Raw genomic sequence first — 25,872 nt, forward strand, 5'->3', positions numbered from 1 at the left:
CTGGATGGATTTATAAAAATCGAGGCCGCGTATCATAGCGAATTTCGGTAAAACTGTACTAGCGCCTTGGCAAGGTCCGGCCGAGCGGCCTGCCGGGCCGCCCAATCGCGGGCATGCTGCTGCAGTTGCGGCCAATGTTTGCGGGCCGCTTGCCAGGCCTGGCGCATGTCGTGGTCCATGTTCCAGGCACGCCATAATGCCATCAGCGCCTGTGCGGCATCGTCCGACAAGCCTTGCCGATAATGCCCAAGGAACGCTTCGAGCTTTTCCCAATGGGCGTTTTCTTCCTGCACGTAGATGTGCCAGAGCATGGGGCGCCCGGCCCACTGTGCGCGCACGAACGAATCCTCGCCGCGCACGGCATTGAAGTCGCAGCACCAGAGCAGGCGGTCGTAGTCGTCCTGGCTGACGAACGGCAACACCTGCACGGTCAGCGCGCCGCGCTGGTGCAGGTCGCCCACTGCAAGCGCGGGTTCGCCCAGCCAGTTGCCCAGGTCCCCCAGAATGCGCCCACTGGGCACTACCAGGTGAGTGGCGCAGCTGTCTGCGGCCAGCGCATCGAGCCAGGCGCCCAGTTGTGGGTTTTCGTAGGCGAACAGCGAAATCAGCTGTGCACCCTTCTCCAGCTGAACACCCAGCCCCTGCAAGAACGCCGTGCGCGCCTCGGGCGACTGCTGCAAGGCATCACGCTGCGCCAGCAATGGCGCCTCGCGCAGCAACCCACCGGTCTTGTCGGTGAACCCCGGGAAGAAGAACACCTTGCGCAGGCCATTGGCTTGCGGCGACGGCAGGCCGTGGCAACCCTCGACCCAGTCTTCGGCGCTGAGGTAGTCGAGGTTCAGCCACAATGGCGGCGTGGCGCGGGCTCGCATCGCCTCGATGTACGGCGCCGGCAGCTGGCAGGCAAAGGCACCGATTACCACGTCCGCCGGCTCCACCGGCTGCCACTGGGCGGGCCAGGCACGCACCTCCACGCCCTGCTGCCATTGCTGCGCGGCACTGGCATCAGCGCCCGGGCACATGGGCACGAAGGCGTTCAGGTCGTCCACCCACAAGCGCACCGCCAGGCCGTGCTCGGCCACCAGCTGCCGGGCCAGGCGCCAGGTCACGCCGATGTCGCCATAGTTGTCGACGACGGTGCAGAAAATGTCCCAGGTGACCTTCATGTGCCCTCCGCTCGCCCTGCGCAAAAACCGAGAATTCTGCGGCTAAATTGTCGCCGACAAAAGCGCCGGCGCTGAAATTTCGCCCAAGGCCATGCGACAATGGCGCCTCGACTCGCCCTGCCAGGAGGCCGCCATGCCCCGCCCCCGTGAACTGAAGATCACCCTCAAGCCCCTGCAGCTCATCGTTTGCGTGGCCTTTGGCCTGTGGCTCGGCGCCGTGGCCATCGCCCTGAGCCTGTGGCTGGCCCTGCGGCTGTGGCCAGAGCAGGTGCAGCCGGTGGCCCAGGTGCTCGCCCCGGCCGTTGCCCGCAAAGCGCCAGCGCCCGCAGCGCCTGCCGACGCGCAAGGCGAGATGTTCGAGCGCTACAAGGCCATCCTGCACAAGCAGGAGCTGCAGCAGGCCGCCGAGGCCGCCCAGGGCAACCCGCGCAACCTCAACAGCCCCAAGTGCCAGTTCTGGCTGTCGCAGAACCGCACTGCGCCAACCGACAAGAGCCAGGCCAACGTGCTGGAGTTCTGTTACTGATCATGGACAAGGCCACCCTGCTCAGCGGCATCATCGCCGCCCTGGAAGCGGACATGGAGGTGCTGCGCCGCGCGGCGCAGACCGCCTACGAAACCGCCACCGCCGAAGAGAACATCGCCGAGAACAAGTATGACACCCTGGGCCTGGAGGCTTCGTATCTGGCCACCGGCCAGGCCCGGCGCACGGCCGAAATTCGCCAGGCGTTGCTGACCTACCAGCAGTTGTTGCTGCGTGACTACGACCCGGCGCGGGGCGTGCAGGTGAGCAACCTGGTGACGCTGGAGGATGAGGATGGCGGGCAGCGGTTGCTGTTTCTGGGGCCAGAGGCAGCGGGGCTGAAGATTGGCGAGGGGGATGGGTTGGTGACCGTGATTACCCCGCGCTCGCCCCTGGGGCAGTTGCTGGTTGGCAGGAAGATCGACGATGAGGTGAGCCTGGGGGCGCAGGTGTTCTTCGTTATCGCGGTTGCCTGAGCGGGCTCTATCGCCGGCAAGCCGGCTCCCACAGGTGCTCCACTGCTCTCAGGTTCAGCGCAAGATCTTGTGGGAGCCGGCTTGCCGGCGATAGGGCCAACACCGTCTTACCCTTGAGCCAACGCATCGAACCGCCCCGCCAACCCCCGCTCGGCAAACTGCTCCACCACAAAATCGATGAACGCCCGGGTCTTGCCCGGCAACAGCTTGTGCCCGGCGTAGTACAGGCTGATATGCCCATCGTCCACATACCAATCCGGCAACACCCGCTGCAGCGCCCCGGCGTCCAGGTAAGGCACGGCAAACGGCAGGCTCACCAAGGCTATCCCCAACCCCTGCACGGCCACCGCGCAAGCGGCATCGGAATCACTCATGGTCATCGCCTGGCGCAGCAGCAAAGGCTGCTGCTCCTGCGCGCGGCTGGTCAGCGGCCAACTGCGCACACGCCCGGTTTGCGGTGAGCGGATCAATATCCCAGCATGCCGCTGCAGCACTTCGGGGTGTTCGATCGGCCCATGCTGTTGCAGGTAGCCGGGTGACGCCACCAACACCCGATGCGCCACCGTCAGCTTGCGCGCCACCACCCCGGGCGGCAGCTCGAAGCCACCGCCAATGGCAGCATCGAAGCCCTGGCCGATCAGGTCGACCTGGCGGTTGTCGAAATGCCAGTCCGGGGTGATCGCCGGGTAGCGCCGCAAGAATTCGCCCAGCAGCGGCAACACATAGAGCCGGCCGAACACCGTGCCCATGCTCACCCGCAACAGCCCCGCCGGCTGGCCTTCGGCGCTTGCCAGATTGGCCACGGCGTACTGGATGGTACGAAAGCTGTCGCTCACCTCACCGAGAAATCGCTGCCCCGCTTCGGTCAGGGTCAGCTTGCGCGTACTACGCTGGAACAGCCGCACGCCAAGGCGCGCTTCCAGCTGGGCGACGTGCTTGCCCACTGCCGCCGGGGTCAGGCTCAGGCGCCTGGCTGCCTCGGCGAAACTGCCGACCTCGGCGCTGCGGATGAAACATTCGAGGGCGCTAAAGGATTCCGTGGCCATGATTGCCAACCAAAGGTTCACTCTGCTGATAGTGATTGCCATCTTATCAGTAGGTAATCCACGGTCGATACTGCGCCCATCCAAGGCATTCGGCCTTGCTTCCAGCAGGAGATCAGCATGTCCAAGCAATTTAACCTCGAAGGCAAAGTGGCCCTGGTCCAGGGCGGTTCGCGCGGCATTGGCGCCGCCATCGTGCGCCGCCTGGCCCGCGAAGGTGCCCAGGTGGCCTTCACCTATGTCAGCTCCGAAGGCCCGGCCCAGGCCCTGGTAGAAGAAGTGCAGGCCGCCGGCGGCCAGGCCTTGGCCCTGCGCGCCGACAGCGCCGACGCCGCGGCCGTGCAACTGGCGGTGGACGACACCGTGAAAGCCTTCGGCCGCCTCGACATCCTGGTCAACAACGCCGGCGTGCTGGCGGTTGCGCCACTGGCCGACTTCGACCTGGCGGACTTCGACCGTACCCTGGCCGTCAACGTGCGCAGCGTGTTCGTCGCAAGCCAAGCCGCCGCCCGCTACATGGGCCAGGGCGGGCGCATCATCAACATCGGCAGCACCAACGCCGAGCGCATGCCGTTCGCCGGCGGGGCAGCGTATGCCATGAGCAAGTCGGCGCTGGTGGGCCTGACCAAAGGCATGGCGCGTGACCTGGGGCCGCAGGGCATCACCGTGAACAACGTGCAACCGGGGCCGGTGGACACCGACATGAACCCGGCCAGCGGCGAGTTCGCCGAGAGCCTGATCCCGCTGATGGCGATCGGGCGTTACGGCCAGGCCGACGAGATCGCCAGCTTCGTCGCCTACCTGGCGGGGCCGGAGGCCGGCTACATCACCGGGGCCAGCCTGACCGCCGACGGCGGCTTCGCAGCCTGATCGAACGCTTGCCGGTGCCCGTGCGCACCGGCAACCGCTTTCAGCCCGGCATCAGATGCTGTTCGAGCAGGCCCAGAAATGCCCGCGCTGCAGGCGTGGGGCTGTTCGACCACACCGCATACAAATGCCGCACGGGCGCATCGGCCAGCCGCGCGACCGCCACGCCCGGGATACCTTGGGCACTGCGCTCGGGCACCAGCCCGACCGCCATGCCCCGCTGCACGAATTTCTCCACCAGACGAATATGGCCGATCTCGAACTGCACCCGCCGCACCAGCCCCGCCGCCTGGAAGGCTTCATCGGTCTGGCGCCGCGCGCCGGTACCTTCAGGGAAATCCACCAGCACCTCGCCAGCCAGGTCGGCGAGCGTCAGTTGGGGGCGGCCCGCCAGGCGATGGCCCGGTGGCAACAAGGCCACCAGTTCCTCACGCGCCAGCAGACGATGCTGGACACCCTGCACCACTTCGCCCTGCCACAGGCCGATGAACCCCACATCCAGGCGCCGCTCGCACACGTCCGCTATCAGCCACTCGCTCTTGGCCGTGAGCCAGCGCACGTCCACATCCGGGTAGCGGCCATGAAATTGCGCCAGCAGTTCAACCAGGTCCAGCGCGGTCAGCGAACTGATCTCGCCAATCGACAGCCGCCCACGCACCTGGCCACAGGCTGCGGCCACGTCATCGGCGATCCGCCCGGCGGCCTCCACGGCCGGGCGGGCGCTGAGCACGAAGGCTTCGCCCGCAGGCGTCAGGCGCACCCGCCGCGAACTACGCTCGAACAGGCTGACGCCCAGTTGCGCCTCCAGGCGCGCCACCTGATGGCTGAGCGCCGACTGCACCACATGGCAGCGCTCGGCGGCGCGGGTGAAGCTGCCGGTGTCGGCCACGGCCAAGGCATATTCAAGCTGCTTGAGGTTCATCGATCTATCTGCTTTCGAGATGGATAAGCTGATAACTATACATTGGCGTCATGCCAGACAACTCCAGATACTAATTGCCACTCACCCCTGCCCGCACCGAGATTGCCATGAACGCCCCCACCTTGAGCCGTGCCCTGATCCTGCTGATGGCCACCGCCACCGGCCTGGCCGTGGCCAGCAACTACTACGCCCAACCGCTGTTGCACAGCATCGCCGAGCAGTTCGGCCTGAGCACCGCCAGCGCCGGCAGCATCGTCATCGCCGCCCAGCTCAGCTATGGCGCCGGGCTGTTGCTGCTGGCGCCGCTGGGTGACCTGTTCGAGCAGCGCCGGCTGATCGTGGTGATGACCGCGATCGCCACCCTGGGCCTGGTCATCAGCGCCTGCGCCCCGAGCCTGCCCTGGTTGCTGCTGGGTACCGTGCTCACGGGCCTGTTCTCGGTGGTGGCGCAAATTCTCGTGCCACTGGGCGCAACCTTGAGCGCACCCGAGCAGCGCGGCCGGGTGGTGGGCACGTTGATGAGCGGCCTGCTGCTGGGCATCCTGCTGGCGCGCACGGCGGCAGGCTTCATGGCCGAACTGGGGGGCTGGCGCAGCATCTATGTGCTGGCCGCCGTGCTCATGGCCATCACCGCCGTCGCCCTGTACCGCAGCCTGCCGCAACACGACAGCCATGCGGGGCTGAAATACCCGGCCTTGATCGGCTCGGTGTTCCGCCTGTTCGTCGAGGAGCCGGTGCTGCGCCTGCGTTCGCTGCTGGGCCTGCTGGCGTTCAGCCTGTTCGCTTTGTTCTGGACGCCCCTGGCGTTTCTGCTGGCCAACGAGCCCTACCATTATTCCGACGCGGTGATCGGCCTGTTCGGCCTGGCCGGTGCGGCGGGTGCGCTGTCGGCCAACTGGGCCGGGCGCCTGGCAGACCGCGGCAAGGGCTCGCTGGGCACCACTGTCGGCCTGGTCGCTTTGCTGCTGGCATGGGTGCCGCTGGGCTTCGCCCAGCACTCGCTGCCCGCGTTGCTAGTAGGCGTGCTGGTGCTGGACCTGGCCGTGCAGCTGGTGCACGTGAGCAACCAGAATGCGGTGATCGCCCTGCGGCCTGAGGCACGCACGCGCCTCAATGCCGGCTACATCACCTGTTATTTCATCGGCGGCGCGCTAGGCTCGTTGCTGGGCACGCAATTGTTCCAGCATCAGGGCTGGATGGGCATCGTGGTCGCCGGGTTGGCCATCGGGACGTTGGCATTGCTGGTCTGGGTTGGCGCCGAACGCAAGCGCCAGCGGGCCATGCAGGCTCCCGCGACATAGCGCCGCTACCCTCTGTCGCCTGATCGTTGACTTGCCTGGCGCCGCGGCGCTCATTAAAGCCCAGGTCAAAAGCCCTTCCACTGACAGGACGACACAATGACAAGACTCACGGTGCAATCCGGCGATTTCTTGCAAGGTGAAGGCGAGTTTCGCAATGGATCGCTCACTCTCAAGACCCCGCGCAGCCCTTCGCCTGGCGAGCGGATTTCCCTGGCACGCATCAGCGACCTGCGCCTTGCCAGCCTTGAATCCAACCGCAGCCTCGGTACCGCCATCGGCTGGGGCGTGGCCGGCGCCCTGGTGGCAGGCCCGGTGGGCTTGCTGGCCGGGCTCTGGCTCGGCGGCAAGGAGCAGGAAGCCACCTTCCTGGCCACCTTCAAGGATGGCCGCAAGCTGATGGCGGTCACCGACGGCAAGACCTGGTCGAAGATCGACGACAGCTGGCGCCAGCACCGGCGGCCCGCCAACGCAGACTGAGGGTCTTCGGGTAACATGGCGGCTTTTTGACCGCACCGCGCCTGCACCCGGGCGCCGTGCGGTCTACGCCAGCTAAGGACTCCGGTAATGCCTCTGCCTCACCCCCGCCTGCCCCTGAGCCTGCTCAGCCTGGGCCTGGCCTTGCACTGCCCGCATGCCACGGCCGAAGACAGCGTCGTACTGGCCCCGGTGCAGGTTTCCGACACCTACGGCGACGACGGCTACCAGGCGCGGGAAGCCTCGGTGGGCGGGTTCCAGGCCGCGCCGTTGCTCGACACGCCGGCGGCGGTCAGCGTGTTCAACCAGCAACTGATCGAAGACCGCCAGGTGCGCCTGCTCAGCCAGGTGCTGCAGAGCGATGCCTCGGTCGGCGAAAGCTACGCGCCCATCGGCTATTACGAAAACTTCAACGTGCGCGGCTTCGAGCTCAACGCGGCCAGCAGCTACCGCATCAATGGCCAGACCATTGCCGGCGAGCAGAACGTGGCGCTGGAAAACAAGCAGCAGGTCGAATTGCTCAAGGGCTTGTCGGGGTTGCAAAGCGGCGTGTCGGAGCCCGGCGGGCTGATCAACTACGTGACCAAGCGCGCCGCGGACGTGCGCAGCGTGACGGTCTCGACCAACGAGCAGGCCGAGCGCTACCTGGCCACCGACCTTGGCGGCTGGTTCGGCAGCGAGCGCCAGTTCGGCCTGCGCGCCAACCTTGCCCACGAGGACATCCGCTCCTACGTCGACCATGCCGACGGCAAGCGCGACTTCGCCTCGCTGGCCTTCGACTGGCAGATCAACCCGGATGCCACGCTGCAACTCGATGCCGAGTTCCAGCACCGCGAGCAGCGCTCGGTGCCCGGCTACCAACTGCTCGGCGGCAGCGCCCTGCCCCACGGCGTCGACCCGGATGACCGCCTGGCCTACCAGCACTGGGCCAAACCCGTGCAAAACGATGCGCTGAACCTGGGCGGGCGCTTCGAATACCGTTTCAACGAGGCCTGGAGCGGCACCTTGAGCGCCTCGCGCAGCAAGGTGGTGATCGATGACTACAGCGCCTTTGCCTGGGGCAGCGGCGGCGGCATGCAGTCGCACTTCAGCCCCGAGGGTGACTACGACATCTATGACTTTCGCAGCCCCGACGACACCCGCCGCATCGATGAAGCCCAGGCCCTGCTAAACGGCCGCTTCGATGCATTGGGTGTCGGCCACGAGCTGACCCTGGGCAGCAGCGCGCAACGCCGCACCCTCGACCAGCGCCCCTACTACAACGACTTGGTCGGCAGCGGCAACATCTATACCGGCGCGCCTGCGGTGCCGCCGTCGGACAGACCGACAGGCGCCAGCGAGCGGCGCCTGGACAGCCGCCAGTACGGGGTGTTCATCAGTGACCGCATCACCTTCGACCAACACTGGCAGACCGTGCTCGGCGCCCGCGAAGTGCGCCTGGACGAAAAGACCTGGGACGAAAATGGCGCAGCCGGGCGCCACACCCAGCAATACCAACTGCTGCCCAACGCCGCGCTGATCTACAAGCCGCGCCCCGATACCACGCTGTATGCCAGCTACGCCAAGGGTTTGTCGGCCGGCGGCACGGCGCCCTGGTTTGCCAGCAACGCCGCAGAAATTCTCGCCCCTACCCTCTCCCATCAGCTGGAGCTCGGCATCAAGCGCGATTGGCAGGGCATGAGCTTGAGCGCCGCGCTGTTCCAGATTCGCCAGGCGTACCAGTACGCACGGCCGGAAGGCGACGGCAGCTTCACCTATGTGCAGCAGGGCCAGCAGAAGAACATCGGCCTGGAGCTGGGCGCCAGCGGCTGGGTGACCTCCAACCTGCAGCTGCAGGCCAGCGCCGCGGCGATTCGCGCGCGGGTGAAGAACAGCGACACCGATGCCTACGAAGGCCACCAGGCGATCAACGTGCCGAACCTGCGCGCGGCCTTGCACGCCGAGTACAGCCTGCCGCTGCCGGGCCTGGCATTGCTCGGCGGGGCGCGCTACAGCGCCAGCAAGTATGCGAGCCAGGCGGGGAATGTGGCGGTTGGCGGGTATACCGTGTTCGATGTCGGGAGCCGGTATCGCACGCGCATGGGGGGGTATGACACGGTGCTGCGGTTGACCGTGGATAACCTGTTCGACAAGCGCTACTGGCGGGACGTGGGCGATTACCTGGGCGACAACTACCTGTTCCAGGGGGCGCCGCGCACGGCGCGCTTGTCGGCTTCGGTCAGCTTCTGACCTTCTACTGTGGGAGTGGGGCAAGCCTCCTCCCACAGAGCACTGCCCTCAGGACAATCTGGGTGACCCAGAATGCAAAAAGCCCCCGAACTTTTCAGCTCGGGGGCTCTTCGCAGAATGTGGCGGTGAAGAAGGGATTCACCGCCATAAATGATACAAACCCTTCAAAACCGGCACCATTGGAGCAAAATCGTATTTTGGGTAGAATCAGTGGATAGAAACCACCGAGCGCCACCCATGGCAGATCATCTCATTCTGAAAGGCGGCACTTGGCACGTCCGCCTGGACATCCCTCTGGACGTACGAACACACCCCGACTTTTTCTTCAAAAAGGTTCTTACGAAAAGCTTGAGAACGGGGAACCGCAACGTCGCTAAAACCGCTAGTTTGTCCATCCTCGCAGACTGGAAACGAAAGATTCAAGCGGCCAGAGACGGTCAAGATTCCCCAATATGGAAGGTAGAGGCTGAAGAACTTCGTCAAAAGGTTTTTGCTGCAATTGCTAAAGCACCTTCCGACGACCTGAGTGAACCGCATGAGATTCGAGACGTCGGGATAATTCAGATAGCACTAAAACACGGACTTTCCGAGCCGCTTAGAAACCAATTAAAGGACATAGTAAAAGGTAACACAAACCATGTTACCGCAATAAACGAAAAGCTAATCACCGAATTCCAAAAGCATCAATCAGACTTCCACGTCATCGAGAAGACTGCTGCAACACAGGCATCCTTTGTGCGTCGCTACGCAAAGTTTATGGATGAAAACACACTACAGATCACCCATGAGTCCTTCGAAAGTTTTCTTCAAAGCCTAAAACTTTCTAAACAATCAAAACAAACAGCCATATTTGCATGTCGAGCATTTTGGAAATTTCTGACAATCAAAGATAGAAGACTAAAAGACAAGGACAACCCTTTCGCGGACCACAAAATCCCATCAATGCGAAAAGAGCAAACCAAGACATCATATACTGCATTCACAAAAGAAGAAGTCGAACAGATTTTTGCAGAATCCATGAAATCTGGCGATCAGATGCTTGCAAATACGATCATGATTGGAGCATACACCGGTTGCCGCATTGAAGAAATATGCCAGCTGCACAAATCCAGGGTCACAGAAACATCATTCACTGTCATTGATGCAAAAACAAGGGCAGGCAACAGAACAATTGCAATCCCATCAAAACTCGAAAAACTGTTCTCAGAGCTTTGCAAAGCCACACCAGACGGCTTCCTAATAGCATCAAGCGGGAACAACAAGTACGGCAAACGATCAGACCCACTATCAAAAAGATTTGGGCGCTTGAAAAAGAAGATGGGGTTCGGGAATGAAAAGGTTTTCCACAGCATTCGAAAAACCACAGCAACTATGCTTGAACGCTCTGGAATCCCACCTCTGACTATCATGTCTATCCTCGGTCACGCCAGAGGAACCATCACATTCGATATATATGCCAAAGGACCAACGGTCGAGCAGATGAAGACGGCCTTGGACTGCATTCAATTCGACTTCAGTGAGTAGCTGAATGGAACCTGGCAGCCCTACACATCAAGGGCTGCCATATAGAAAAAGTCACCACCCACTTGCAACGACAGCTTACCCACACAAAATTTGCGTCGAATGTTTAGAAACGGCTGACTTCATGGTATGTTGACAACATCACAGCCCCACAACACCCCTGAATTTTATATAAATACCGCTCCTCGAACAACGCCACAATCTCCGCCCCCTAACGATTGACTTGCAAACAACAGCACCCCATGTGAAAGCTAAGGAACATGCCCTTTAAGGCCTGATTTCAATGGGGGAACGTTATTTCTCCTCTTGTAGTGAATCCACGGGGGAAGACTGCCAGCCAAGAACGACCAAAGAATCGAAAGACGGGAATATAATCCACCGGGAACAATCAACTTTAAGCTAAAGCAACACCGCAGATCAATGAAGAACACATTCAACCAAGACCACTTTCTAAAGAAAGAAATCAAATGCAATAGCAAACTTACATGCAGAACCAACATACTGGAAAACCTGTATGTTATGATCTACCACTCGAGCCAAAATCTCAAAACACCATTAGGACTTCACATAAGAATAAGACTCACCAAGAAAATGACGCTCCAATCATTTTCAGCAAGACTAACAACATTCTACAAAAGAAAATTCGGTTACATCCCGCTTCGAGTCTCAGTCAAAGAAGACGACCCCCGCGACAATGGAATTCATTACCATATATCTATAATAATTGACGGAAAGATCAACACAAAGAAAAGCATCCAACACTTTCTTGCAGAACTGAAATCAGCCGACTTTCTATCGGACTACAAAGTAATAACACCAAAGAATAATACCCACGGCCAACTTCTTGTATCGGAAAATGGCATGGACGAATACTTCAAATGGATGAGTTATCTTTCCAAAACAAGCACAAAGAATGAAGGACAACAATCGACCAGTTGCTGCAAAAAGGTTCAATCAGATGTCAGTAAGTGGAAAAAAAGTGGAAAACGACCACTGACAATTCACGCCCAGCACCAAACCCCAGAAACGCCACCAGAAGCGATTTTAGAGCAATTCATAGCCACCCCTATACCCTGGCATGGGTCGCCACCCGCACCGCTCTCAAAATCCACCACAGGAGCTTACAGCGGCATAACATGGTAATACCACAGTCCACTTTCGAAAACCAATAACGTCACCACTTGTTTTAGTAGGTGACGTTATGGTGGCTAGCAGCACTCGACCTAAATTGAACCGCAATCTACAGTCAGCCGATCAGGGTTACGGCCTGGTTGCCACCGAACTCGCCCGAACACATCATCAGGTACACGATACACTATCCGGACCTTTTGAGTAATCAGGGGATTGATCGGCTGATCCGGAATAGCAAATTGATCCTGCGATAAAACCTCGAGCACATCATACCTGTATGTTTCACCAGAATGCTTTATCAGTATCATTCCAGGTAAAATCAACTGACCTTCATTACTGACATTCTTGAAAGCACCTTCAATCACAAACAACTTCGATCCCGAGGGTGCTGTAATTAAGTGCGAACCCAAGTCCACCACATCACTTGCACTACATTTGCTAGCAGTAACATAGAAAGGACCAATCTTAGCGGAACGGGATGGGTTATCGCGCCGACTTTGTAGTTCTTTCTGCAAAAGCATTGCATTATGCCGCCTCAAATCTTCAGCTTTCTGATGTTCAACTTGCCGCTGCCGGGCAGCCTCCGCCACCTCCGATTCATACACTTTATACTCAACAAGGGATATCGTTTCATTCAGAGCCTTCATTGCGTCCGAATACGCATCAGACTTTTCATTCGAAACACCCAAAACATAGCACTGCGAATGTAGCATGTATAATTTTTGGGCATTTTCACTCAACCCCTTGTAAGCGTTTGCCGTGGCCTGGGCGGCAACCTCCTTTCGAACACCGATGGCTCCATCTACGTAAGCTCGATATTCAGGCTTCGCCAACTTTTGAATACGCTCACGTAACGGCAACGGCAAATCTTGGTCCGTTTGGGTGTGTACGTCTTTCACACTATTAACAACTACATACCCAATAAGTGCACTACGCATATTCTCGAACGGAATATTGAACCTTGGAACCTCCCCTTTAATCTTTGCACATTGCCGCTCGAAGCTCTCAGAAGATTCATTCGCGAAAGAAATATTCACGAACAGTACAAGATAACAAAGCAAAACCCATATCATCTTCACAACCACAATCCTTCGTACATTATTCTGAATAAAACTACGCGACCAAGAATAGAGCCTTCTAGCTTCCCGCCGACCGCTTATGCAACATACTTATATCGACAAACATAATTAAGTTTAACCCTAACCAAAACCAAACAACTGCATCCTCCGACCCATACTTGAAACATACAAAGCCTAAAGCGAAGACCAGCAAACCTACGAACAACTTTCCATAATAGATATAACCAGCACCCGGAAACAGGATGTTCAACCCAATTGCAACAGGCAGACTTTTCATTAGAGAAATCTCGATCACTCACGCCGCATCGACGCCCTCATAGGCTCAGGAACGCTAGTTAAAAGCACACCATTGCCCGTCACCGCGAGAATATCGAGAAATCAGTTATCTGAAAAGCAGATTTAGGTTGGTCGCCCCCACAGAACGGTATCCCCCATGCCAAAGGCGATCTATAGACCAGAACACGCTGCTTTCATCGCGCTTCTAAGGGCGCGGCGGATCAAGGCTGGCCTGACCCAGGCACAATGCTCGACGGCCCTTGGACGCCCCCAATCCTTCATGAGCGACATAGAACGCGGAATCCGCCGACTCGATATCGTACAGATGCTGGACCTGTGCGATGTGCTCGGCTGTGATTTCGTTGAACTGATGAAAGATTTCTATGCGAGCGTGAAATCAGCCCATCCTGAAACACAGTCATAGTTTCTACGGGTGTTTTTGTACATATTCCTTATATGACATAGTTTTTTCTTCGGGTGAAAACACCCGACCAGCATACAAGTACACACAATAGTTCTCAGCCCGACTTTTGGAATCATCAATCGGCATAAAGTCTACGCATTCTTCGCGCATCACATCAAAACAAGTATCTTGATATGGATTCGCAATGTATCCTTTCAAAAACGCCTGATACAAAAACACCCACTGCTGGTCTTTATCATAATCTGACCCCGACACTATGGCTTGGGCCAACTCTTCAAACTCACCATTCCAGCCTGTAATCAGCATCACCACACAAAGTGCCAAGCAGTCCCGGGAGCCCAAAACCGAACTAAAGGCATCACCACCCAATCTCAAGTTATACTTGTATATAAAGTAAAGCGGCCAACACATACCATCAGACCTGGAATTCCGCGCATTCTCCAAAATAATCAAATTAAGTCTTTCCTCGTACTCCGAATATTCCAAATCATGCAATTCAAACAACAAACCAATGAACGGCAGGAGAAGCGGGTAATGCCAACTCAAATTAATAAAGTAATCAACAATTACAGACGCCGAACTTTTTTCCACACGATATACAATCTGTCGAATTGCATACTTTAAAACACTTCCGTCTGGCGTTTGCTCGTTAAGCGAGATAGCATATTCGATGTATCTCATAACCACTTCGGACTGATACCTGCCTTCATCATCAACTGCCGGAAGCGCAGCATGCAACTTGGAAATCCAATCTGTCTGGATGGCAGAAGGCAAAGATTCAACCACAGTCTTCCCCAGATTTAGACTTAGCTTATACTTTTTCAGTTCAGCGGCCAGGGTCCGTAAGAATCTGTCAGCCTCCCCAGAATCAGAGCAATAACATACATAGTCATCCACATATCGGGAAAATTCGAATTCATCCAGGGCACTATCGACCTTTGATAGAATCAATTCGACAATGACACTAGACGTAGCAGGACCGATTGTGACCCCCTGAGTTTCCCCTCTACGAGTCCTCGATTGGGCTTTATCCAACAATTTAGCCCAATGATTGGCATACACCTTCGTCGCCAGCCCCTCCTTCGCTTCAGTGAGACCTACCCCCGCCCATTCGATTGCATGCGAGTAGATACTATTGAAGCATCCAGAAATATCCGTATTAACTAGAAACCTCTTCCCAAACGACTTTTTGCATTTATCAATTACCTTTTCACGAAACCCTTCGTAGTTCATAACCATCAATCGACTGTCGGCATGAAAGTACGGCTTAATTTTGCTACTTTCATTATCACATACGTGCCTGATGCTTTCCCAGTTATCAACGATTGCCCTTACTAGACGGCCATATGCCTTGGGATGTGGAATACCTAGAATGCGAGGAACGTTGTTATATCTTGTGGCTGAATACTCCACCAGATCAAAACCAAGCGTTCCTCGGCCATCCGAATTACCGACTTCAGCAATCAGATTAACTATTTCCGGCGTAAATCTGCGCGTACTGAATATCGGCGGCAGTTCTCCTACACCTGATTTTTGATTGGGAAAGAAATTGTGCTGTGTCAGCGCTTCGAATACGAACCTTACTTCGTCCATGACGACCCCCTTCATGATCACTTTGATTTGGGTGGGTAGTTACATCATGCCACCCTGGCCGCTCCGCCCCCCATCAACTGGTGGCGATTACCCATTACAAAATACGTCCGTTTAATGACACCAGCAAACAGGGGCCTTTGCTGGTGTCATTAAATGTGCTTTACCTTTAATGACACCATCGATATTATGACACCACATTAGATGACGCCAACGAGAACAACCCCATGCCACGCACTTTCGTTTACGCACGCGTCTCCACCAGTGACCAAACTACCGACAACCAACTGCTAGAGGTGAAGAGTGCAGGCTTCGATGTCGAGCCGCACCGGGTCATCGCTGAGACCATCAGCGGCAGCACGCAGGCAAGTGATCGCCATGGATTCCAGAAACTTTTAGAACGCATGGAGAAAAGCGACGTGCTGATCGTCACCAAGCTTGATCGCCTTGGTCGTAACGCCATGGATGTGCGTCAGACCGTCGAATCCCTGTCCAACGCTGGCATTCGTGTTCATTGTCTCGCCCTTGGTGGCGTGGACCTCACCAGTGCAGCGGGCAAGATGACAATGCAAGTACTGAGTGCAGTGGCAGAGTTTGAACGCGACCTACTGATCGAACGCACCCATGCAGGCATCAATCGTGCAAAGGCCCAAGGCAAGAAGCTGGGACGCCCTGAGGCTATCGAGACCACCAAGGATGTTCAGGAATGCAAGGCTGAGGGCCTGAGTCAAAGCCAAGCAGCTGAAAGGCTGGGAATCAGTCTCGCCACTGCCAAACGTCACTGGAACAAGGCAATCTGACACACCACGACATCCTGATGGCCTTCATCACCAATACGAAATGACAGAATAAAGCTCGAGAAATTTCTGTCATTTCCCAACATCTCATGTTGAACATTTCCTGTCACGTGATACCATCAAGCCCATGACAACCCAACAGAGAAAGCCAACATGAACAAAATACCAGAAGGAACCATTCTAAAGGAAGGTCAGTCTTGGAATGAACAACACGGCTACGTCCAAACGCAGGGAAAACTCTGCAACAAAGACGTTTTGATCACCGCTTACACCGCGTCCGGTGCGACCGAAGCCCTTCCGTGGCTGAAAAGGCAAGCGGCTAAAGGTGTAGATGTCCCACCCTATGCAACTTTTAGGCTATGGGTTCTCGCCAAGACTGCAAAATCCCCCGCAAGCCCCAGCAAAGCAACTACTCCAGCCGCGCCGGACGCCCCCGAGGTAATCAAGGCTCAGATCGCTAAGCTGCAAGAAGCCTACAAGGAAAGCCTGCTTTCCAAGGTTGACCGCTTGAGAGTGGAGATTGACAGGCTGCAACAGGAATTGGCAGCAGCAGAGAGGGAGCTAGAAGAGATCACCGCCTAACCTATAGCATCGACGCCCCGCCCGCCGCACCAGTGTGACAGCTAACTCTTATTCAATCTGACTGGCCCCAAACCTAGAGAAACATCCAATGACCACTGACAACAAGAAACCTCGGTTCAATCTCACTGCTATAGCGATCTCGATTGGAGGCTTTCTTGTTGCTTGGATTGCTACAAAGCTGATGGACACCTACCTTGACACAGCCCTGTTATCAAACCTCAAGGATTTGCTACTAGGAATGTTGAAAGTGACGAGAGACTGGCTCATCGAAGAAAAGCCACAACCGACGTGGTTACTAGTCAGTTTCATTATTTCGATACTGATTCTAGGTTGCTTGATTTTCTACTTTGCACGCTTGTACACCCTAACACTTAACAGCCTTAACGAGGAACGAGCTTCTAAAACCAACCCGACTATTCCAAAGCTGACCAGCGCACAGAGAATGGCTATGATTAGACTGGCAGGTGTGCTTGAGGGCGGCGAAATGCTAGGTTCAATCACCTCTTTTGGTCGCGGCACCCTTTTCAACTCGCTAGATGACGAAATGGCTCTGGAGCAACTGGAATTGATGGGCTTGGTAAAATTCACAAATCCGACCGGCACGAACGCATCAACACGAAAACCGACTTTGACATTGAAAGGTATGGAGTATGTGTCAGCTCGCCGAAAAGCGACCGCCGAAAAAGAACAGCTGAAAGCTAAAGGCGCAACACCTGCCAGTTAATGACTGCCCCGGGGTAGCTTTAGGCCTACCCCCCGGGGGGGGTACTGGAAAACGTACCACCCTATTTGGAGGGTAAAGGCCGATGGATTCCTTAGGCACGCCTTCTAGATGCTCGAGAATCGAAGATTGAAAGCCCAGACGCCCGTGCTGGCGCTGGGTAGAATCGCTGGGTAGAACCTAGAAAACAAAAAGCCCTGCAAACCATTGATTTGCAGGGCTTTTTTGAAAGTGGCGGTGAAGAAGGGATTTGAACCCTTGATACGATTTCTCGTATACACACTTTCCAGGCGTGCTCCTTCGACCACTCGGACACTTCACCGTTTCTCTTCAAGGCTTTCACCCTGTCGAGGCGCGCTAATTTAGTGGAAGAGCTTTTCTTTGGCAAGTATTTTTTTCAAATTTTTCATGCATTTAAGCCAACCCACCGAAAAACCGAGGGCGCCAGGGCAATGCTGCCAATCTCGCCTGCGCTTTTACGGCCTGGCAACGCTCTACCCCGCTGCACCAAGGCGTGGCGCCCGCCCACTGACTGGCCGGTCAGCCTTGCTGCTTTACCTGGCCCGCGCCGCTGGGTAACGTCGTCGCCACGCCACCTAAAGGACTCTGTCATGAGCGAGCTGATTACCTACCACGCCGAAGACGGCATCGCCACCCTGACCCTGAACAACGGCAAGGTCAACGCGATCTCCCCGGATGTCATCACGGCCTTCAATGCCGCCCTCGACCGCGCCACCCAGGAACGCGCCGTGGTGATCATCACCGGCCAGCCGGGCATTCTCTCGGGTGGTTATGACCTCAAGGTGATGACCTCCGGCCCGCAGCAGGCGGTCAGCCTGGTCACCGCCGGCTCCACCCTGGCCCGGCGTCTGCTGTCGCACCCGTTCCCGGTGATCGTGGCCTGCCCGGGCCATGCCGTGGCCAAGGGCGCCTTCCTGCTGCTGTCGGGCGACTATCGCATCGGCGTCGAAGGCCCGTACAAGATCGGCCTGAACGAAGTGCAGATCGGCATGACCATGCACCACGCCGGCATCGAACTGGCCCGCGACCGCCTGCGCCGCTCGGCCTTCCACCGCTCGGTGATCAATGCCGAGATGTTCGACCCCAAGGACGCGCTGGATGCAGGCTTCCTGGACAAGGTCGTGCCGGCCGAGCAGTTGCAGGAAACCGCGCTGGCAGCGGCCCGTGAGCTGATGAAGCTGAACATGCTGGCGCACAAGAACACCAAGCTGAAGGTGCGCAAGGGGCTGCTGGATCTGCTGGATGAAGCGATCCTGCTGGATCAGGGCCATATGGGCTGACCTTCAGGGCCCTGTCGCCGGCAAGCCGGCTCCCACCGGTTGGCGGCGACAGGGCCACACAGGACACACACCAAGGTTTGCCCCAGCCAGTGCACAGCCGTACACTGCGCCGCGACTGTCTGGTGTGAGTCGTACAATGCTCTACTCCCTTCGCATGCTCCTGTTGGCGCTGCACTTTCTGCTGGTGGGTTGCATCGGTCTGCTGATCGGCCTGCTGCGCCCCTTCAACCGCGACAACAGCCGCGTGTTCGCCCGCCTCTACAGCATCCCGGCGACCTGGCTGATGCGCATCCAGGTCAAGGCCGAGGTCGGCCCGTTGTGGGACCAGCCGCCCGGCTGCGTGATCGTGGCCAATCACCAATCGAACTTCGACCTGTTCATCCTCGGCCACGTGGTGCCGCAGCGCACCGTCGCCATCGGCAAGAAGAGCCTGGGCTGGATTCCGCTGTTCGGCCAATTGTTCTGGCTTGGCGGCAACGTGCTGATCGATCGCAGCAACGCCTACCAGGCGCGCAAGGCCATGCAGGTGACCACGCGCATCCTGCGTGACGACACCTCGATCTGGATCTTCCCGGAAGGCACGCGCAACCCCCAAGAGCAGCTGCTGGCATTCAAGAAAGGCGCCTTCCACATGGCCATCGAGGCCGGCGTGCCGATCGTGCCGGTGTGCGTCAGCCGCTACACCCGGCGCCTGAGCCTCAATAGCTGGCGCAAGCGCACGGTGATCGTGCGCTCGCTGCCGCCGATCGCCACCGCCGGGCTCAGCCAGCAGGACCTGCCGGCGCTGATCGCCCAGTGCCGCACGCAGATGCAGCAGTGCATCGACCGCATGGAAGGTGAACTGAGCAACCCCTAGGTTGCTCTTGAGGCCGCTAACGACCAAGCTGTAACCCGTGTGCAACCGAACAAGTGGATCACCATGGGTCGAGTCGTGGCATCGGCGGTGTACGCCGCCGGCAGGAAGGTCACCAACATCAATATCGACGAAGGCAGCGAATGGGCGCGCAAGCCTGGGCATTTCGTCTGGATCGGGCTGGAAGAGCCCAACGCCGAGGAACTGGCCAATCTGCAGCGCCAGTTCAACCTGCACGAGCTGTCGATCGAGGACGCGCTGGAAAAACACAGCCGGCCCAAGCTGGAAACCTTCGGCGATGCGCTGTTCATCGTCACTTATTCGCCCGTGCGCCATGAAGGCAAGCTGGAGTTCATCGAAACCCACATCTTTGCCGGCAACGGCTACATCATCACCTGCCGCAACGGCCACTCCAAATCCTACGCCCTGGTGCGCCAGCGCTGCGAAGCGCGGCCTTTGCTGCTGGAGCATGGCGAAGATTTCGTGCTGTATGCCCTGCTCGACTTCGTCACCGAGAACTACCAGCCGGTCAGCGAGGCGATCCATGGCGAGATCGAGGAGCTGGAGCAAAGCGTGCTCGGTGGCTCGCTGCAGGAAGAAGACATACGCCGCCTGCACAGCCTGCGCCGCGACATCCTCAGGCTGCGCCGCTACGTGGCACCGATGGTGGAGGTGAGCGAGGAGCTGCAGCGGCTGAGCTTCCCGTTCATCGACAAGAACATGCGCCCGTATTTTCGCGACGTGCAGATTCACGTCACGCGGCAGATGGAGGATTTGGCCGGGATCCGCGACATCGCCAGCCAGACCATCGAGATCGGCATGCTGCTGGAGTCGTCACGGCAAAGCATCGTGCAGCGCAAGTTCGCAGCGTGGGCGGCGATCCTGGCCTTCCCGACGGCGATTGCCGGGATCTACGGGATGAACTTCCAGAACATGCCCGAACTGAACTGGCAATACGGGTATTTTGCGGTGCTGGGGGTGATCGGGTTGGGTTGTGCCGGGCTATATGCCAGCTTCAAGAAATCCGGCTGGCTGTGAGGGCCTCATCGCTGGCAAGCCAGCTCCCACAGGCTGTCGAGTAGCCTGTGAGGGCTGGCTTGTCTGTCGATCAGGCAGCGCTATCGCCTGCCTTGCCCGACTGCTGGACGAAACGCATCATCCACTCCCCCACCAGGTCGCCCTGGTGTTCGGTGGCCAGGCTCGCCACCGCCTTGTGGTACACCTCATCGCCCAGGTAATCCTGGCGCGCATCGAGCAGCGCCCGCGAGTAGTCGTGGACGAACTCCGGATGGCCCTGGAAGCACAGCACCTGGTCACGGATGTGATACGCCGCATTCGGGCAGAAATCGCTCGAGGCAATCACCGTGGCGCCCTCCGGCAGCTCGGTCACCTGGTCCTGGTGGCTGATCAGCAGGCTCAGCTCGGACACTTGCGGGTCCATCCACGGCGCGTGCGCAGCCAGTGAATAACGGTGCACGCCCACCCCCCAACCCTTGTCGGCGCGCTCGGCCTTGCCACCCAGGGTCAGCGCCAGCAGTTGATGGCCGAAACACACGCCCAGCAACTTCTCGCCACGCTCGTACAGCTTCAACAGGTAGGCCTTGAGCGTCTGGATCCATGGATCGTTGCCGAACGAGTCAGCCTTGCTGCCGGTCACCAGGTAGGCGTCGAAACGTTCGCCATCGGGGGGATAGTCGCCGTTCATCACGTTGTACACACAAAACTCGGCTGCGATCGGCTGCCGCGAGAAGAGCTGCTCGAACATCCTTCCGTAGCCCTGGTACTGCGCGGTCAACTCCGGTCGCAGGACATCGGTTTCAAGGATGCAGATGCGTAACGACATAGGGATAGTCCTGAACGACATGGGTGGGAATCTGTTGTAAAGACTGACGCGAAAGGCACGTACAAGCAAGTAGGCTGCACTGACGAACGGTCACATTTTGCCGGACTGGCGATGGCAGATTCGCGGCCGTCTAGTCAGGACATACCAGCGAAATGGCCTTTGGCCTCATAGCACATCGCGATTTCGGATGAGGCCAATAGAACAAAGGGTTCTGAAACAGGGATGACGCAGCCCCTACTGTTGGTTGTATATCGATTTCAAAGAGGCAAGCAGTACCGGCGTGCTCCACGCCACTGTGATCGACCCGACGCGCGACAAGGAAGCCAACGGGTATTCAGGAATAACAACAAGAAGGCGGTCCGCCATGTTCAGACAATCGAAACTTCGCCAAGCTGGGCTCATTCTGTTCGCCACCACGCTGCTGCTGATCCTGCCGAACCTCACGCGCTTGTTCGGCTGATGGTGGCTGTGGCGTTCACCGGTCATGCACAGGTAACCTGCCGGCCTTGATGGTCGGAGAATGCCCATGCGCCGTTGCTTTGCCCTGCTCGCCCTGCTCTGCAGCCTGCCGCTGTCGGCGGCGCAGCTGCACCTGGAACTGGGCGGCACGCCGCGCCAGCTGGACAGCGCCGACCTGCTGAGCCTGCCCCAGGCCCGCGATATCAGCATCGAACAAGACGTTTCCTACAAGCGGCCCATGCGCTATCGCGCGGTGCCGCTGGCCACGCTGTTGCCAGGCATCGCTGCCGATGACCATCTGCAGGCTGTGGCGCTCGATGGTTTCGCCGCCGAAATGCCCGCTGCCCCGCTGTTGCAGGATGGCCCGGCTCGCGCCTGGCTGGCGGTCGAAGACCCGGGCAAGCCCTGGCCTGCCTTGAGCAAAGGCAAGCCGAGTGCCGGGCCGTTCTACCTGGTGTGGACGAACCCACAGGCAAGCGGCATACGCCCGGAGCAATGGCCGTTCCAGATCGCCACGATCCGCCGCCTGGCGCCTGTCGAGCAACGCTTCCCGGCGCTGCTGCCAGACCCGAAACTGCCGGCCGATGATCCGGTGCGCAAGGGCTTTGCCCTGTTTCAGCAGAACTGCCTGGCCTGCCATCGGCTCAACGGCGCCGGTGATGCGCAGTTCGGGCCGGACCTGAATGTGCCGCACAACCCGACCGAGTATTTCCAGCCGGGGTTTTTGCGCCAGTACATTCGCGACCCGCAAAGCTTGCGGCAGTGGCCCCAGGCACGGATGCCGGGGTTTGCCGAAAGTGTGCTGAGTGAACAGGAACTGGATGCCTTGCTGGCTTACCTGGGGCATATGGCCAAGCGCAAGCCTTGAGGGCCCAATCGCCGGCAAGCCGGCTCCCACAGGAATCTCACTGTCTTCGAGTGCTTCGAAATGCCTGTGGGCAGCCCTGGGGTTTCAGGCTATTGGCCGCTCATGCTTGACGCCCCAGCCTTCGACCTCGCCGCCGTAGGGTGAAACGACCTGCTCGAAGCGCTCCTCGAAGTCACCGATGCCGCCATAGGTGGCATACATGACCTTGCTCAGTTCCAGGTGCCACGCGCCGTCGTCACGCTCATGCACCTGGGCATTGAGCGACTCGCCACGAAACTGCCCAGCCGCCCGGCGCGCGTTGGCCTCGTCGGGAAATACCGCGTAGAACTCGATGGGATGGATGCGGGTGAAATCGAAACCGCCAGCTTTCATCTGGCGCAGGACATTGCTGCTGATATCGTCGTTCTGGCTGCTGCTCATGAATCGTCCTCCCGAATAAAGCGATGGATAGACTTTCCGTGCACTACGCACCTGCCGAAACGGCCGGCAGATCGAGCTGATGCAAGACGCGAACTGAATAGGTGTGGCCCCGCAGAAAAGGCCTACACCTCCCTCCAGCGTAGTGCCTGGCACGGCACCACGCCAACCTGCGGGTCAGGATGCTGCTTTGATACTGGTGATGATCACGCCGTTCTGCTCCTTGAGCCAGCGTGCCGTGGGGGATGGGGCGCGGTCCTGGAAGTCGTTGAGGTCCAGCTCATCCATGACCGGAAACAGATGCGAACGAATGGCGCGGGCCGCCTCTTCCTCGCTGGGGCACAGTTCCCCGTGCATCACCAACGTGGTCGGCTCGCCTTTCTGGTCGGCAAAGATGACTTCCCACTCTTTCATCGAATAGCCCTCAAGCAGAGAACATCGGAGTTGATGCCTGTAATTGCTTGACCGTGGGCCGAGGGGATTTGTTCAGTCCACTCGGCCCTGGCACAGATGAAATCGCTGTTACTTTGGCGTGCCGTGAACGACACCGGCGGTGTTGTCCAGCAAGCTCTTGGTCGCGGTCTGGATGTACGCTTCGAGCTTCTTGAGCATTTCCGGCTGGTCCGGGCTCTCGATCAGTTCGGCCTTGAACTCGCGGCCCAGCTGGTAGCGGTACATGCGCGGGCTCATGTCCTTGGACTCGATGAGGATGCGGTCACCCTGCACCAGGCCGACGATCTGCTCGCTGCCCGACGGCTTGATCATGCCCACGCCCTGGTCGCCCTCAGGCAGGTTGAGCAGGTCGCGGCCCCAGCACTGGTGGCGCGTCTCGCCACCGAGGCGGCCCATGATGGTCGGCACGATGTCGACCTGGGTGCCGACGGTGTGGTTGACCGCGCCGAACTTCTCCTGGATGCCCGGAGCGATCAGCAACAGCGGCACGTTGAAGCGGCCCAGGTCCAGCTCGGTGACCTGCTGCTGGTTGCCGAAACCGTGGTCGCCGACGATGACGAACAGCGTGTCCTTGAAGTACGGCTCCTTGCGTGCCTTCTCGAAGAACTGGCCCAGCGCCCAGTCGGAGTAGCGCATGGCGGTCAGGTGCTCGTCCAGGCGGCCCTGGCCGGTCACCGGCTCCACTGGCAGGTCTTTTGGCAGCGCATACGGGGTGTGGTTGGACAGCGTCTGCAACAGCGCGTAGATCGGCTTCTTGCCGTCGTGCTTGGCCAGCTCCTCGTTGCCGCGGTCGAACATGTCCTGGTCGGACACGCCCCAGGTCGGGTCGGAGAACACCGGGTTGACGAAGTCGTTACGGCCGATGAAGGTGGTCATGCCCTGGTTGCCGAAGAAACCGGACTGGTTGTCCCAGGCGAAGTCGCCGTTGTAGACATAGACATCGTCGTAGTCACGGGCGCTGAGCAAGGCCGGCAGGCCAGACAGCTTGTGGCCACCCTCCGGAGTCTGCATCAGGTATTCGAAGCCTGGCAGGTTGGGGAAGCAGGCCATGGTGGCGAACATACCCTGGTGGGTATGGGTGCCGTTGGAGAAGAAGCGGTCGAACAGCAGACCCTCCTTGGCCAGCTTGTCGAAGTACGGGGTGATGTTGTTCGGGCTGCCCAGGGCACCGACCGAATGGCCGGCGAAGCTTTCCATCAAGATCACCACGACGTTCTTGATCGGCAGGGTGCGCTCGGCCGGCGGCACGAAGTCGCGGCGGATCGCAGCCTCGTCGGCATCGACCAGGGTGTCGTAAGGGGTCAGCAAGTGCTCGCGCACGGTCTGGGTGGCCAGTTTCTGCTCCAGCACCGGCTTCCAGATGTTGGCGCGGTCTTCGCCGAAGCGGCTCTTGGCGGCGTCGATCAGGGTCAGGGTGCCGTTCAGGCCCAGCTGGTTGACGAAGTTGGAGTCGGTGGTGAAGGCATCACCCCAGCGCATGGGCGGGCCCTGGCGCAGGGTGCCACGGGCGGCGACCACGGCCACCAGCAAAATCACCATGAACACCGCCAGGCGGTTGTACCAGGGCGCCACGCGCTGCTGGCCGTTGCCCCGGGTCAGGCGGTCGATGCCCTTGAACAGCAGGCTCAGCAGCCAGGTGCCGAACAGCCAGGCAAGGATGTAGCGAACCACCGGGAAGCCGTACCAGAGCATGCTCAGCACGGTTTTCGGGTCTTCCTTGATGTACTGGAAGACCAGGCCGTTGAGGCGCTGGTGGAACTCGCGGTAGAAGTCCATCTCCATCAGGCCGAGGAACATCACCACGCTCGAGGAGAGCGTCAGCCAGAAGCGGAACAGGCCACGCTGGGCCATCGCCCAGGGGCTGAGCATCGCCAGCAACAGCGGGATGCTCAGGTACACCACCACGCGCAGGTCGAAGCGCAGGCCGTTGAAGAAGCCTTCGGCGACTGTCGCGTAAGGGGTGTCGCCAATCATGTCGCTGTTGTAGACCAGCAGCGCCAGGCGTACCAGGCTGAGCATCAGCATGATTACCAGGCCGCTGAGCAGCGTGTAGGCCAGGTGCGATTTCAAGGTCGGCGTGAAAGATCGCGCGCCCTGTTGCTTCAAGGCATCCGTGTTAGCCATGAATGTGGAAGTCCTAGGATTGCGGGTTGCGGAGATGGCGCTGGCTATACCAACGCAGCATTGTGCGGGTGCGGATTCTGTTTAAACCAATGTGAAAATTTTGTCACGGCTCTGTTGCTGTTTTTGTCTGCGGCGGCCCTGCCACGGGCACGCCGCTGTGCTCAGATGCGCACATCGCCCCTGGGCCCGGCAATCGCCCAGATCACCAGCCCGATCACCGGCAGCAGGGCGATCAGCAGAATCCACAGCACCTTGACGCCTATCTCGCGGTTACTCTTGATCACATTGAGAATCGCCCAGATATCCAGGGCCAGGATGATCAGGCCAACCAGGCCATTGAATGTCGAACCCATGTCGGTCACTCCCGTTGAACGTTCACGAGGCTGAGCATAGTCAGCTATCAGGGCGATAGAAGGGAATCCTTGGCCGCCT

At 58.8% G+C, this 25,872-nt stretch carries 26 protein-coding genes and 1 tRNA gene; 16 read left to right on the top strand and 11 right to left on the bottom strand.

Going from position 1 to position 25,872, the window contains the following annotated elements; all coding sequences use genetic code 11:
- Positions 1–32: 32 nt before the first annotated feature.
- Entirely contained in the window at positions 33–1,166 is a 1,134-nt protein-coding gene (earP, locus tag L6D75_RS15605) for an elongation factor P maturation arginine rhamnosyltransferase EarP (RefSeq protein WP_176512049.1), read from the bottom strand.
- 133 nt (positions 1,167–1,299) lie between these two features.
- On the opposite strand from earP, the gene L6D75_RS15610 reads away from it, so the two are divergent.
- The gene (locus L6D75_RS15610; RefSeq protein ID WP_176512048.1) at positions 1,300–1,692 is read left to right on the top strand and encodes a hypothetical protein; all 393 of its coding nucleotides are present in this window, start codon (positions 1,300–1,302) and stop codon (positions 1,690–1,692) included.
- A 2-nt stretch (positions 1,693–1,694) separates the two neighbouring features.
- On the top strand, positions 1,695–2,165 hold the full coding sequence (locus L6D75_RS15615; protein WP_176512047.1) for a GreA/GreB family elongation factor: 471 nt from the start codon (positions 1,695–1,697) through the stop codon (positions 2,163–2,165).
- A 107-nt stretch (positions 2,166–2,272) separates the two neighbouring features.
- On the opposite strand, the gene L6D75_RS15620 is transcribed toward L6D75_RS15615, so the two are convergent.
- Entirely contained in the window at positions 2,273–3,211 is a 939-nt protein-coding gene (locus tag L6D75_RS15620) for a LysR family transcriptional regulator (RefSeq protein ID WP_176512046.1), read from the bottom strand.
- Positions 3,212–3,328: 117 nt separating this feature from the next.
- Here L6D75_RS15620 and L6D75_RS15625 point away from each other — a divergent pair, with 117 nt between their 5' ends.
- On the top strand, positions 3,329–4,078 hold the full coding sequence (locus tag L6D75_RS15625) for a 3-oxoacyl-ACP reductase family protein (RefSeq protein WP_176512045.1): 750 nt from the start codon (positions 3,329–3,331) through the stop codon (positions 4,076–4,078).
- Between the two features lie 40 nt (positions 4,079–4,118).
- Here the strand turns inward: L6D75_RS15625 and L6D75_RS15630 are convergent, their stop codons facing one another.
- Positions 4,119–4,997 (bottom strand): LysR family transcriptional regulator, encoded by an 879-nt coding sequence (locus L6D75_RS15630; protein WP_176512044.1) that lies wholly within the window; start codon positions 4,995–4,997, stop codon positions 4,119–4,121.
- Between the two features lie 107 nt (positions 4,998–5,104).
- Here L6D75_RS15630 and L6D75_RS15635 point away from each other — a divergent pair, with 107 nt between their 5' ends.
- The 5 genes from L6D75_RS15635 (at position 5,105) to L6D75_RS15655 (ending at position 11,665) form a co-directional block, all read left to right on the top strand.
- Complete coding sequence (locus L6D75_RS15635) at positions 5,105–6,298, top strand: MFS transporter (RefSeq protein WP_176512043.1); 1,194 nt, start codon at positions 5,105–5,107, stop codon at positions 6,296–6,298.
- Positions 6,299–6,394: 96 nt separating this feature from the next.
- Positions 6,395–6,775 carry a hypothetical protein gene (locus tag L6D75_RS15640; RefSeq protein WP_176512042.1) on the top strand — a complete coding sequence of 127 codons (381 nt, stop codon included), beginning with the start codon at positions 6,395–6,397 and terminating at the stop codon, positions 6,773–6,775.
- 87 nt (positions 6,776–6,862) lie between these two features.
- Complete coding sequence (locus tag L6D75_RS15645; RefSeq protein WP_176512041.1) at positions 6,863–9,001, top strand: TonB-dependent siderophore receptor; 2,139 nt, start codon at positions 6,863–6,865, stop codon at positions 8,999–9,001.
- A 237-nt stretch (positions 9,002–9,238) separates the two neighbouring features.
- Complete coding sequence (locus tag L6D75_RS15650; RefSeq protein WP_176512040.1) at positions 9,239–10,525, top strand: tyrosine-type recombinase/integrase; 1,287 nt, start codon at positions 9,239–9,241, stop codon at positions 10,523–10,525.
- 516 nt (positions 10,526–11,041) lie between these two features.
- Complete coding sequence (locus tag L6D75_RS15655; protein ID WP_176512039.1) at positions 11,042–11,665, top strand: hypothetical protein; 624 nt, start codon at positions 11,042–11,044, stop codon at positions 11,663–11,665.
- An 80-nt stretch (positions 11,666–11,745) separates the two neighbouring features.
- On the opposite strand, the gene L6D75_RS15660 is transcribed toward L6D75_RS15655, so the two are convergent.
- Positions 11,746–12,732: a hypothetical protein gene (locus L6D75_RS15660; RefSeq protein ID WP_176512038.1), complete on the bottom strand. Its 987-nt coding sequence runs from the start codon at positions 12,730–12,732 to the stop codon at positions 11,746–11,748.
- A 433-nt stretch (positions 12,733–13,165) separates the two neighbouring features.
- Between L6D75_RS15660 and L6D75_RS15665 the strand changes: the two genes are divergently transcribed.
- Positions 13,166–13,432: a helix-turn-helix domain-containing protein gene (locus L6D75_RS15665; RefSeq protein ID WP_003252842.1), complete on the top strand. Its 267-nt coding sequence runs from the start codon at positions 13,166–13,168 to the stop codon at positions 13,430–13,432.
- Positions 13,433–13,435: 3 nt separating this feature from the next.
- Here the strand turns inward: L6D75_RS15665 and drt4 are convergent, their stop codons facing one another.
- Positions 13,436–15,025, bottom strand: coding sequence for an antiviral reverse transcriptase Drt4 (gene drt4 / locus L6D75_RS15670; protein WP_236193678.1), 1,590 nt, complete (start codon positions 15,023–15,025; stop codon positions 13,436–13,438).
- 224 nt (positions 15,026–15,249) lie between these two features.
- Here drt4 and L6D75_RS15675 point away from each other — a divergent pair, with 224 nt between their 5' ends.
- From L6D75_RS15675 to L6D75_RS15685, 3 genes are all read left to right on the top strand, one after another.
- Positions 15,250–15,822 (top strand): recombinase family protein, encoded by a 573-nt coding sequence (locus L6D75_RS15675; RefSeq protein ID WP_176512037.1) that lies wholly within the window; start codon positions 15,250–15,252, stop codon positions 15,820–15,822.
- A gap of 150 nt (positions 15,823–15,972) precedes the next feature.
- Complete coding sequence (locus tag L6D75_RS15680) at positions 15,973–16,401, top strand: hypothetical protein (protein WP_176512036.1); 429 nt, start codon at positions 15,973–15,975, stop codon at positions 16,399–16,401.
- Between the two features lie 88 nt (positions 16,402–16,489).
- Entirely contained in the window at positions 16,490–17,125 is a 636-nt protein-coding gene (locus tag L6D75_RS15685; protein WP_176512035.1) for a hypothetical protein, read from the top strand.
- A gap of 229 nt (positions 17,126–17,354) precedes the next feature.
- Here the strand turns inward: L6D75_RS15685 and L6D75_RS15690 are convergent.
- Positions 17,355–17,444 (bottom strand) — tRNA-Ser (locus L6D75_RS15690).
- Between the two features lie 289 nt (positions 17,445–17,733).
- Here L6D75_RS15690 and L6D75_RS15695 point away from each other — a divergent pair.
- The 3 genes from L6D75_RS15695 to L6D75_RS15705 all read left to right on the top strand — a co-directional run bounded on the left by L6D75_RS15695 (position 17,734) and on the right by L6D75_RS15705 (position 20,314).
- The gene (locus L6D75_RS15695) at positions 17,734–18,423 is read left to right on the top strand and encodes a crotonase/enoyl-CoA hydratase family protein (RefSeq protein ID WP_176512034.1); all 690 of its coding nucleotides are present in this window, start codon (positions 17,734–17,736) and stop codon (positions 18,421–18,423) included.
- Positions 18,424–18,559: 136 nt separating this feature from the next.
- Complete coding sequence (locus L6D75_RS15700; RefSeq protein ID WP_176512033.1) at positions 18,560–19,279, top strand: lysophospholipid acyltransferase family protein; 720 nt, start codon at positions 18,560–18,562, stop codon at positions 19,277–19,279.
- A gap of 63 nt (positions 19,280–19,342) precedes the next feature.
- Complete coding sequence (locus L6D75_RS15705) at positions 19,343–20,314, top strand: magnesium and cobalt transport protein CorA (protein WP_176512032.1); 972 nt, start codon at positions 19,343–19,345, stop codon at positions 20,312–20,314.
- A gap of 70 nt (positions 20,315–20,384) precedes the next feature.
- Here L6D75_RS15705 and L6D75_RS15710 read toward each other — a convergent pair whose 3' ends face one another.
- On the bottom strand, positions 20,385–21,119 hold the full coding sequence (locus L6D75_RS15710) for an amidotransferase (protein ID WP_176512031.1): 735 nt from the start codon (positions 21,117–21,119) through the stop codon (positions 20,385–20,387).
- Positions 21,120–21,645: 526 nt separating this feature from the next.
- Between L6D75_RS15710 and L6D75_RS15715 the strand changes: the two genes are divergently transcribed.
- Positions 21,646–22,446: a cytochrome c gene (locus L6D75_RS15715; RefSeq protein ID WP_176512030.1), complete on the top strand. Its 801-nt coding sequence runs from the start codon at positions 21,646–21,648 to the stop codon at positions 22,444–22,446.
- Between the two features lie 84 nt (positions 22,447–22,530).
- Here L6D75_RS15715 and L6D75_RS15720 read toward each other — a convergent pair whose 3' ends face one another.
- The 4 genes from L6D75_RS15720 to L6D75_RS15735 all read right to left on the bottom strand — a co-directional run bounded on the left by L6D75_RS15720 (position 22,531) and on the right by L6D75_RS15735 (position 25,793).
- On the bottom strand, positions 22,531–22,866 hold the full coding sequence (locus tag L6D75_RS15720) for a ribonuclease E inhibitor RraB (protein ID WP_176512029.1): 336 nt from the start codon (positions 22,864–22,866) through the stop codon (positions 22,531–22,533).
- Positions 22,867–23,040: 174 nt separating this feature from the next.
- Positions 23,041–23,277: a hypothetical protein gene (locus tag L6D75_RS15725; RefSeq protein ID WP_176512028.1), complete on the bottom strand. Its 237-nt coding sequence runs from the start codon at positions 23,275–23,277 to the stop codon at positions 23,041–23,043.
- Positions 23,278–23,385: 108 nt separating this feature from the next.
- Positions 23,386–25,440, bottom strand: a complete 2,055-nt coding sequence (locus L6D75_RS15730; protein WP_176512027.1) for an LTA synthase family protein — start codon at positions 25,438–25,440, stop codon at positions 23,386–23,388.
- Positions 25,441–25,601: 161 nt separating this feature from the next.
- Positions 25,602–25,793: a PLDc N-terminal domain-containing protein gene (locus L6D75_RS15735; RefSeq protein ID WP_176512026.1), complete on the bottom strand. Its 192-nt coding sequence runs from the start codon at positions 25,791–25,793 to the stop codon at positions 25,602–25,604.
- Between the last annotated feature and the right edge of the window lie 79 nt (positions 25,794–25,872).

The organism is Pseudomonas faucium, assembly GCF_021602585.1.
GTDB classification, from domain to species: Bacteria; Pseudomonadota; Gammaproteobacteria; order Pseudomonadales; family Pseudomonadaceae; genus Aquipseudomonas; species Aquipseudomonas faucium.

Coding starts and splice junctions, on each gene's coding strand:
- L6D75_RS15645 (WP_176512041.1), top strand. CDS start 6,863: ATGCCTCTGCCTCACCCCCGCCTGCCCCTGAGCCTGCTCAGCCTGGGC.
- L6D75_RS15620 (WP_176512046.1), bottom strand. CDS start 3,211: ATGGCCACGGAATCCTTTAGCGCCCTCGAATGTTTCATCCGCAGCGCC.
- L6D75_RS15675 (WP_176512037.1), top strand. CDS start 15,250: ATGCCACGCACTTTCGTTTACGCACGCGTCTCCACCAGTGACCAAACT.
- L6D75_RS15650 (WP_176512040.1), top strand. CDS start 9,239: ATGGCAGATCATCTCATTCTGAAAGGCGGCACTTGGCACGTCCGCCTG.
- L6D75_RS15705 (WP_176512032.1), top strand. CDS start 19,343: ATGGGTCGAGTCGTGGCATCGGCGGTGTACGCCGCCGGCAGGAAGGTC.
- L6D75_RS15695 (WP_176512034.1), top strand. CDS start 17,734: ATGAGCGAGCTGATTACCTACCACGCCGAAGACGGCATCGCCACCCTG.
- L6D75_RS15635 (WP_176512043.1), top strand. CDS start 5,105: ATGAACGCCCCCACCTTGAGCCGTGCCCTGATCCTGCTGATGGCCACC.
- L6D75_RS15700 (WP_176512033.1), top strand. CDS start 18,560: ATGCTCTACTCCCTTCGCATGCTCCTGTTGGCGCTGCACTTTCTGCTG.
- L6D75_RS15710 (WP_176512031.1), bottom strand. CDS start 21,119: ATGTCGTTACGCATCTGCATCCTTGAAACCGATGTCCTGCGACCGGAG.
- L6D75_RS15625 (WP_176512045.1), top strand. CDS start 3,329: ATGTCCAAGCAATTTAACCTCGAAGGCAAAGTGGCCCTGGTCCAGGGC.
- L6D75_RS15655 (WP_176512039.1), top strand. CDS start 11,042: ATGATCTACCACTCGAGCCAAAATCTCAAAACACCATTAGGACTTCAC.
- L6D75_RS15615 (WP_176512047.1), top strand. CDS start 1,695: ATGGACAAGGCCACCCTGCTCAGCGGCATCATCGCCGCCCTGGAAGCG.
- L6D75_RS15680 (WP_176512036.1), top strand. CDS start 15,973: ATGAACAAAATACCAGAAGGAACCATTCTAAAGGAAGGTCAGTCTTGG.
- drt4 (WP_236193678.1), bottom strand. CDS start 15,025: ATGGACGAAGTAAGGTTCGTATTCGAAGCGCTGACACAGCACAATTTC.
- earP (WP_176512049.1), bottom strand. CDS start 1,166: ATGAAGGTCACCTGGGACATTTTCTGCACCGTCGTCGACAACTATGGC.
- L6D75_RS15730 (WP_176512027.1), bottom strand. CDS start 25,440: ATGGCTAACACGGATGCCTTGAAGCAACAGGGCGCGCGATCTTTCACG.
- L6D75_RS15725 (WP_176512028.1), bottom strand. CDS start 23,277: ATGAAAGAGTGGGAAGTCATCTTTGCCGACCAGAAAGGCGAGCCGACC.
- L6D75_RS15610 (WP_176512048.1), top strand. CDS start 1,300: ATGCCCCGCCCCCGTGAACTGAAGATCACCCTCAAGCCCCTGCAGCTC.
- L6D75_RS15720 (WP_176512029.1), bottom strand. CDS start 22,866: ATGAGCAGCAGCCAGAACGACGATATCAGCAGCAATGTCCTGCGCCAG.
- L6D75_RS15640 (WP_176512042.1), top strand. CDS start 6,395: ATGACAAGACTCACGGTGCAATCCGGCGATTTCTTGCAAGGTGAAGGC.
- L6D75_RS15715 (WP_176512030.1), top strand. CDS start 21,646: ATGCGCCGTTGCTTTGCCCTGCTCGCCCTGCTCTGCAGCCTGCCGCTG.
- L6D75_RS15735 (WP_176512026.1), bottom strand. CDS start 25,793: ATGGGTTCGACATTCAATGGCCTGGTTGGCCTGATCATCCTGGCCCTG.
- L6D75_RS15685 (WP_176512035.1), top strand. CDS start 16,490: ATGACCACTGACAACAAGAAACCTCGGTTCAATCTCACTGCTATAGCG.
- L6D75_RS15665 (WP_003252842.1), top strand. CDS start 13,166: ATGCCAAAGGCGATCTATAGACCAGAACACGCTGCTTTCATCGCGCTT.
- L6D75_RS15630 (WP_176512044.1), bottom strand. CDS start 4,997: ATGAACCTCAAGCAGCTTGAATATGCCTTGGCCGTGGCCGACACCGGC.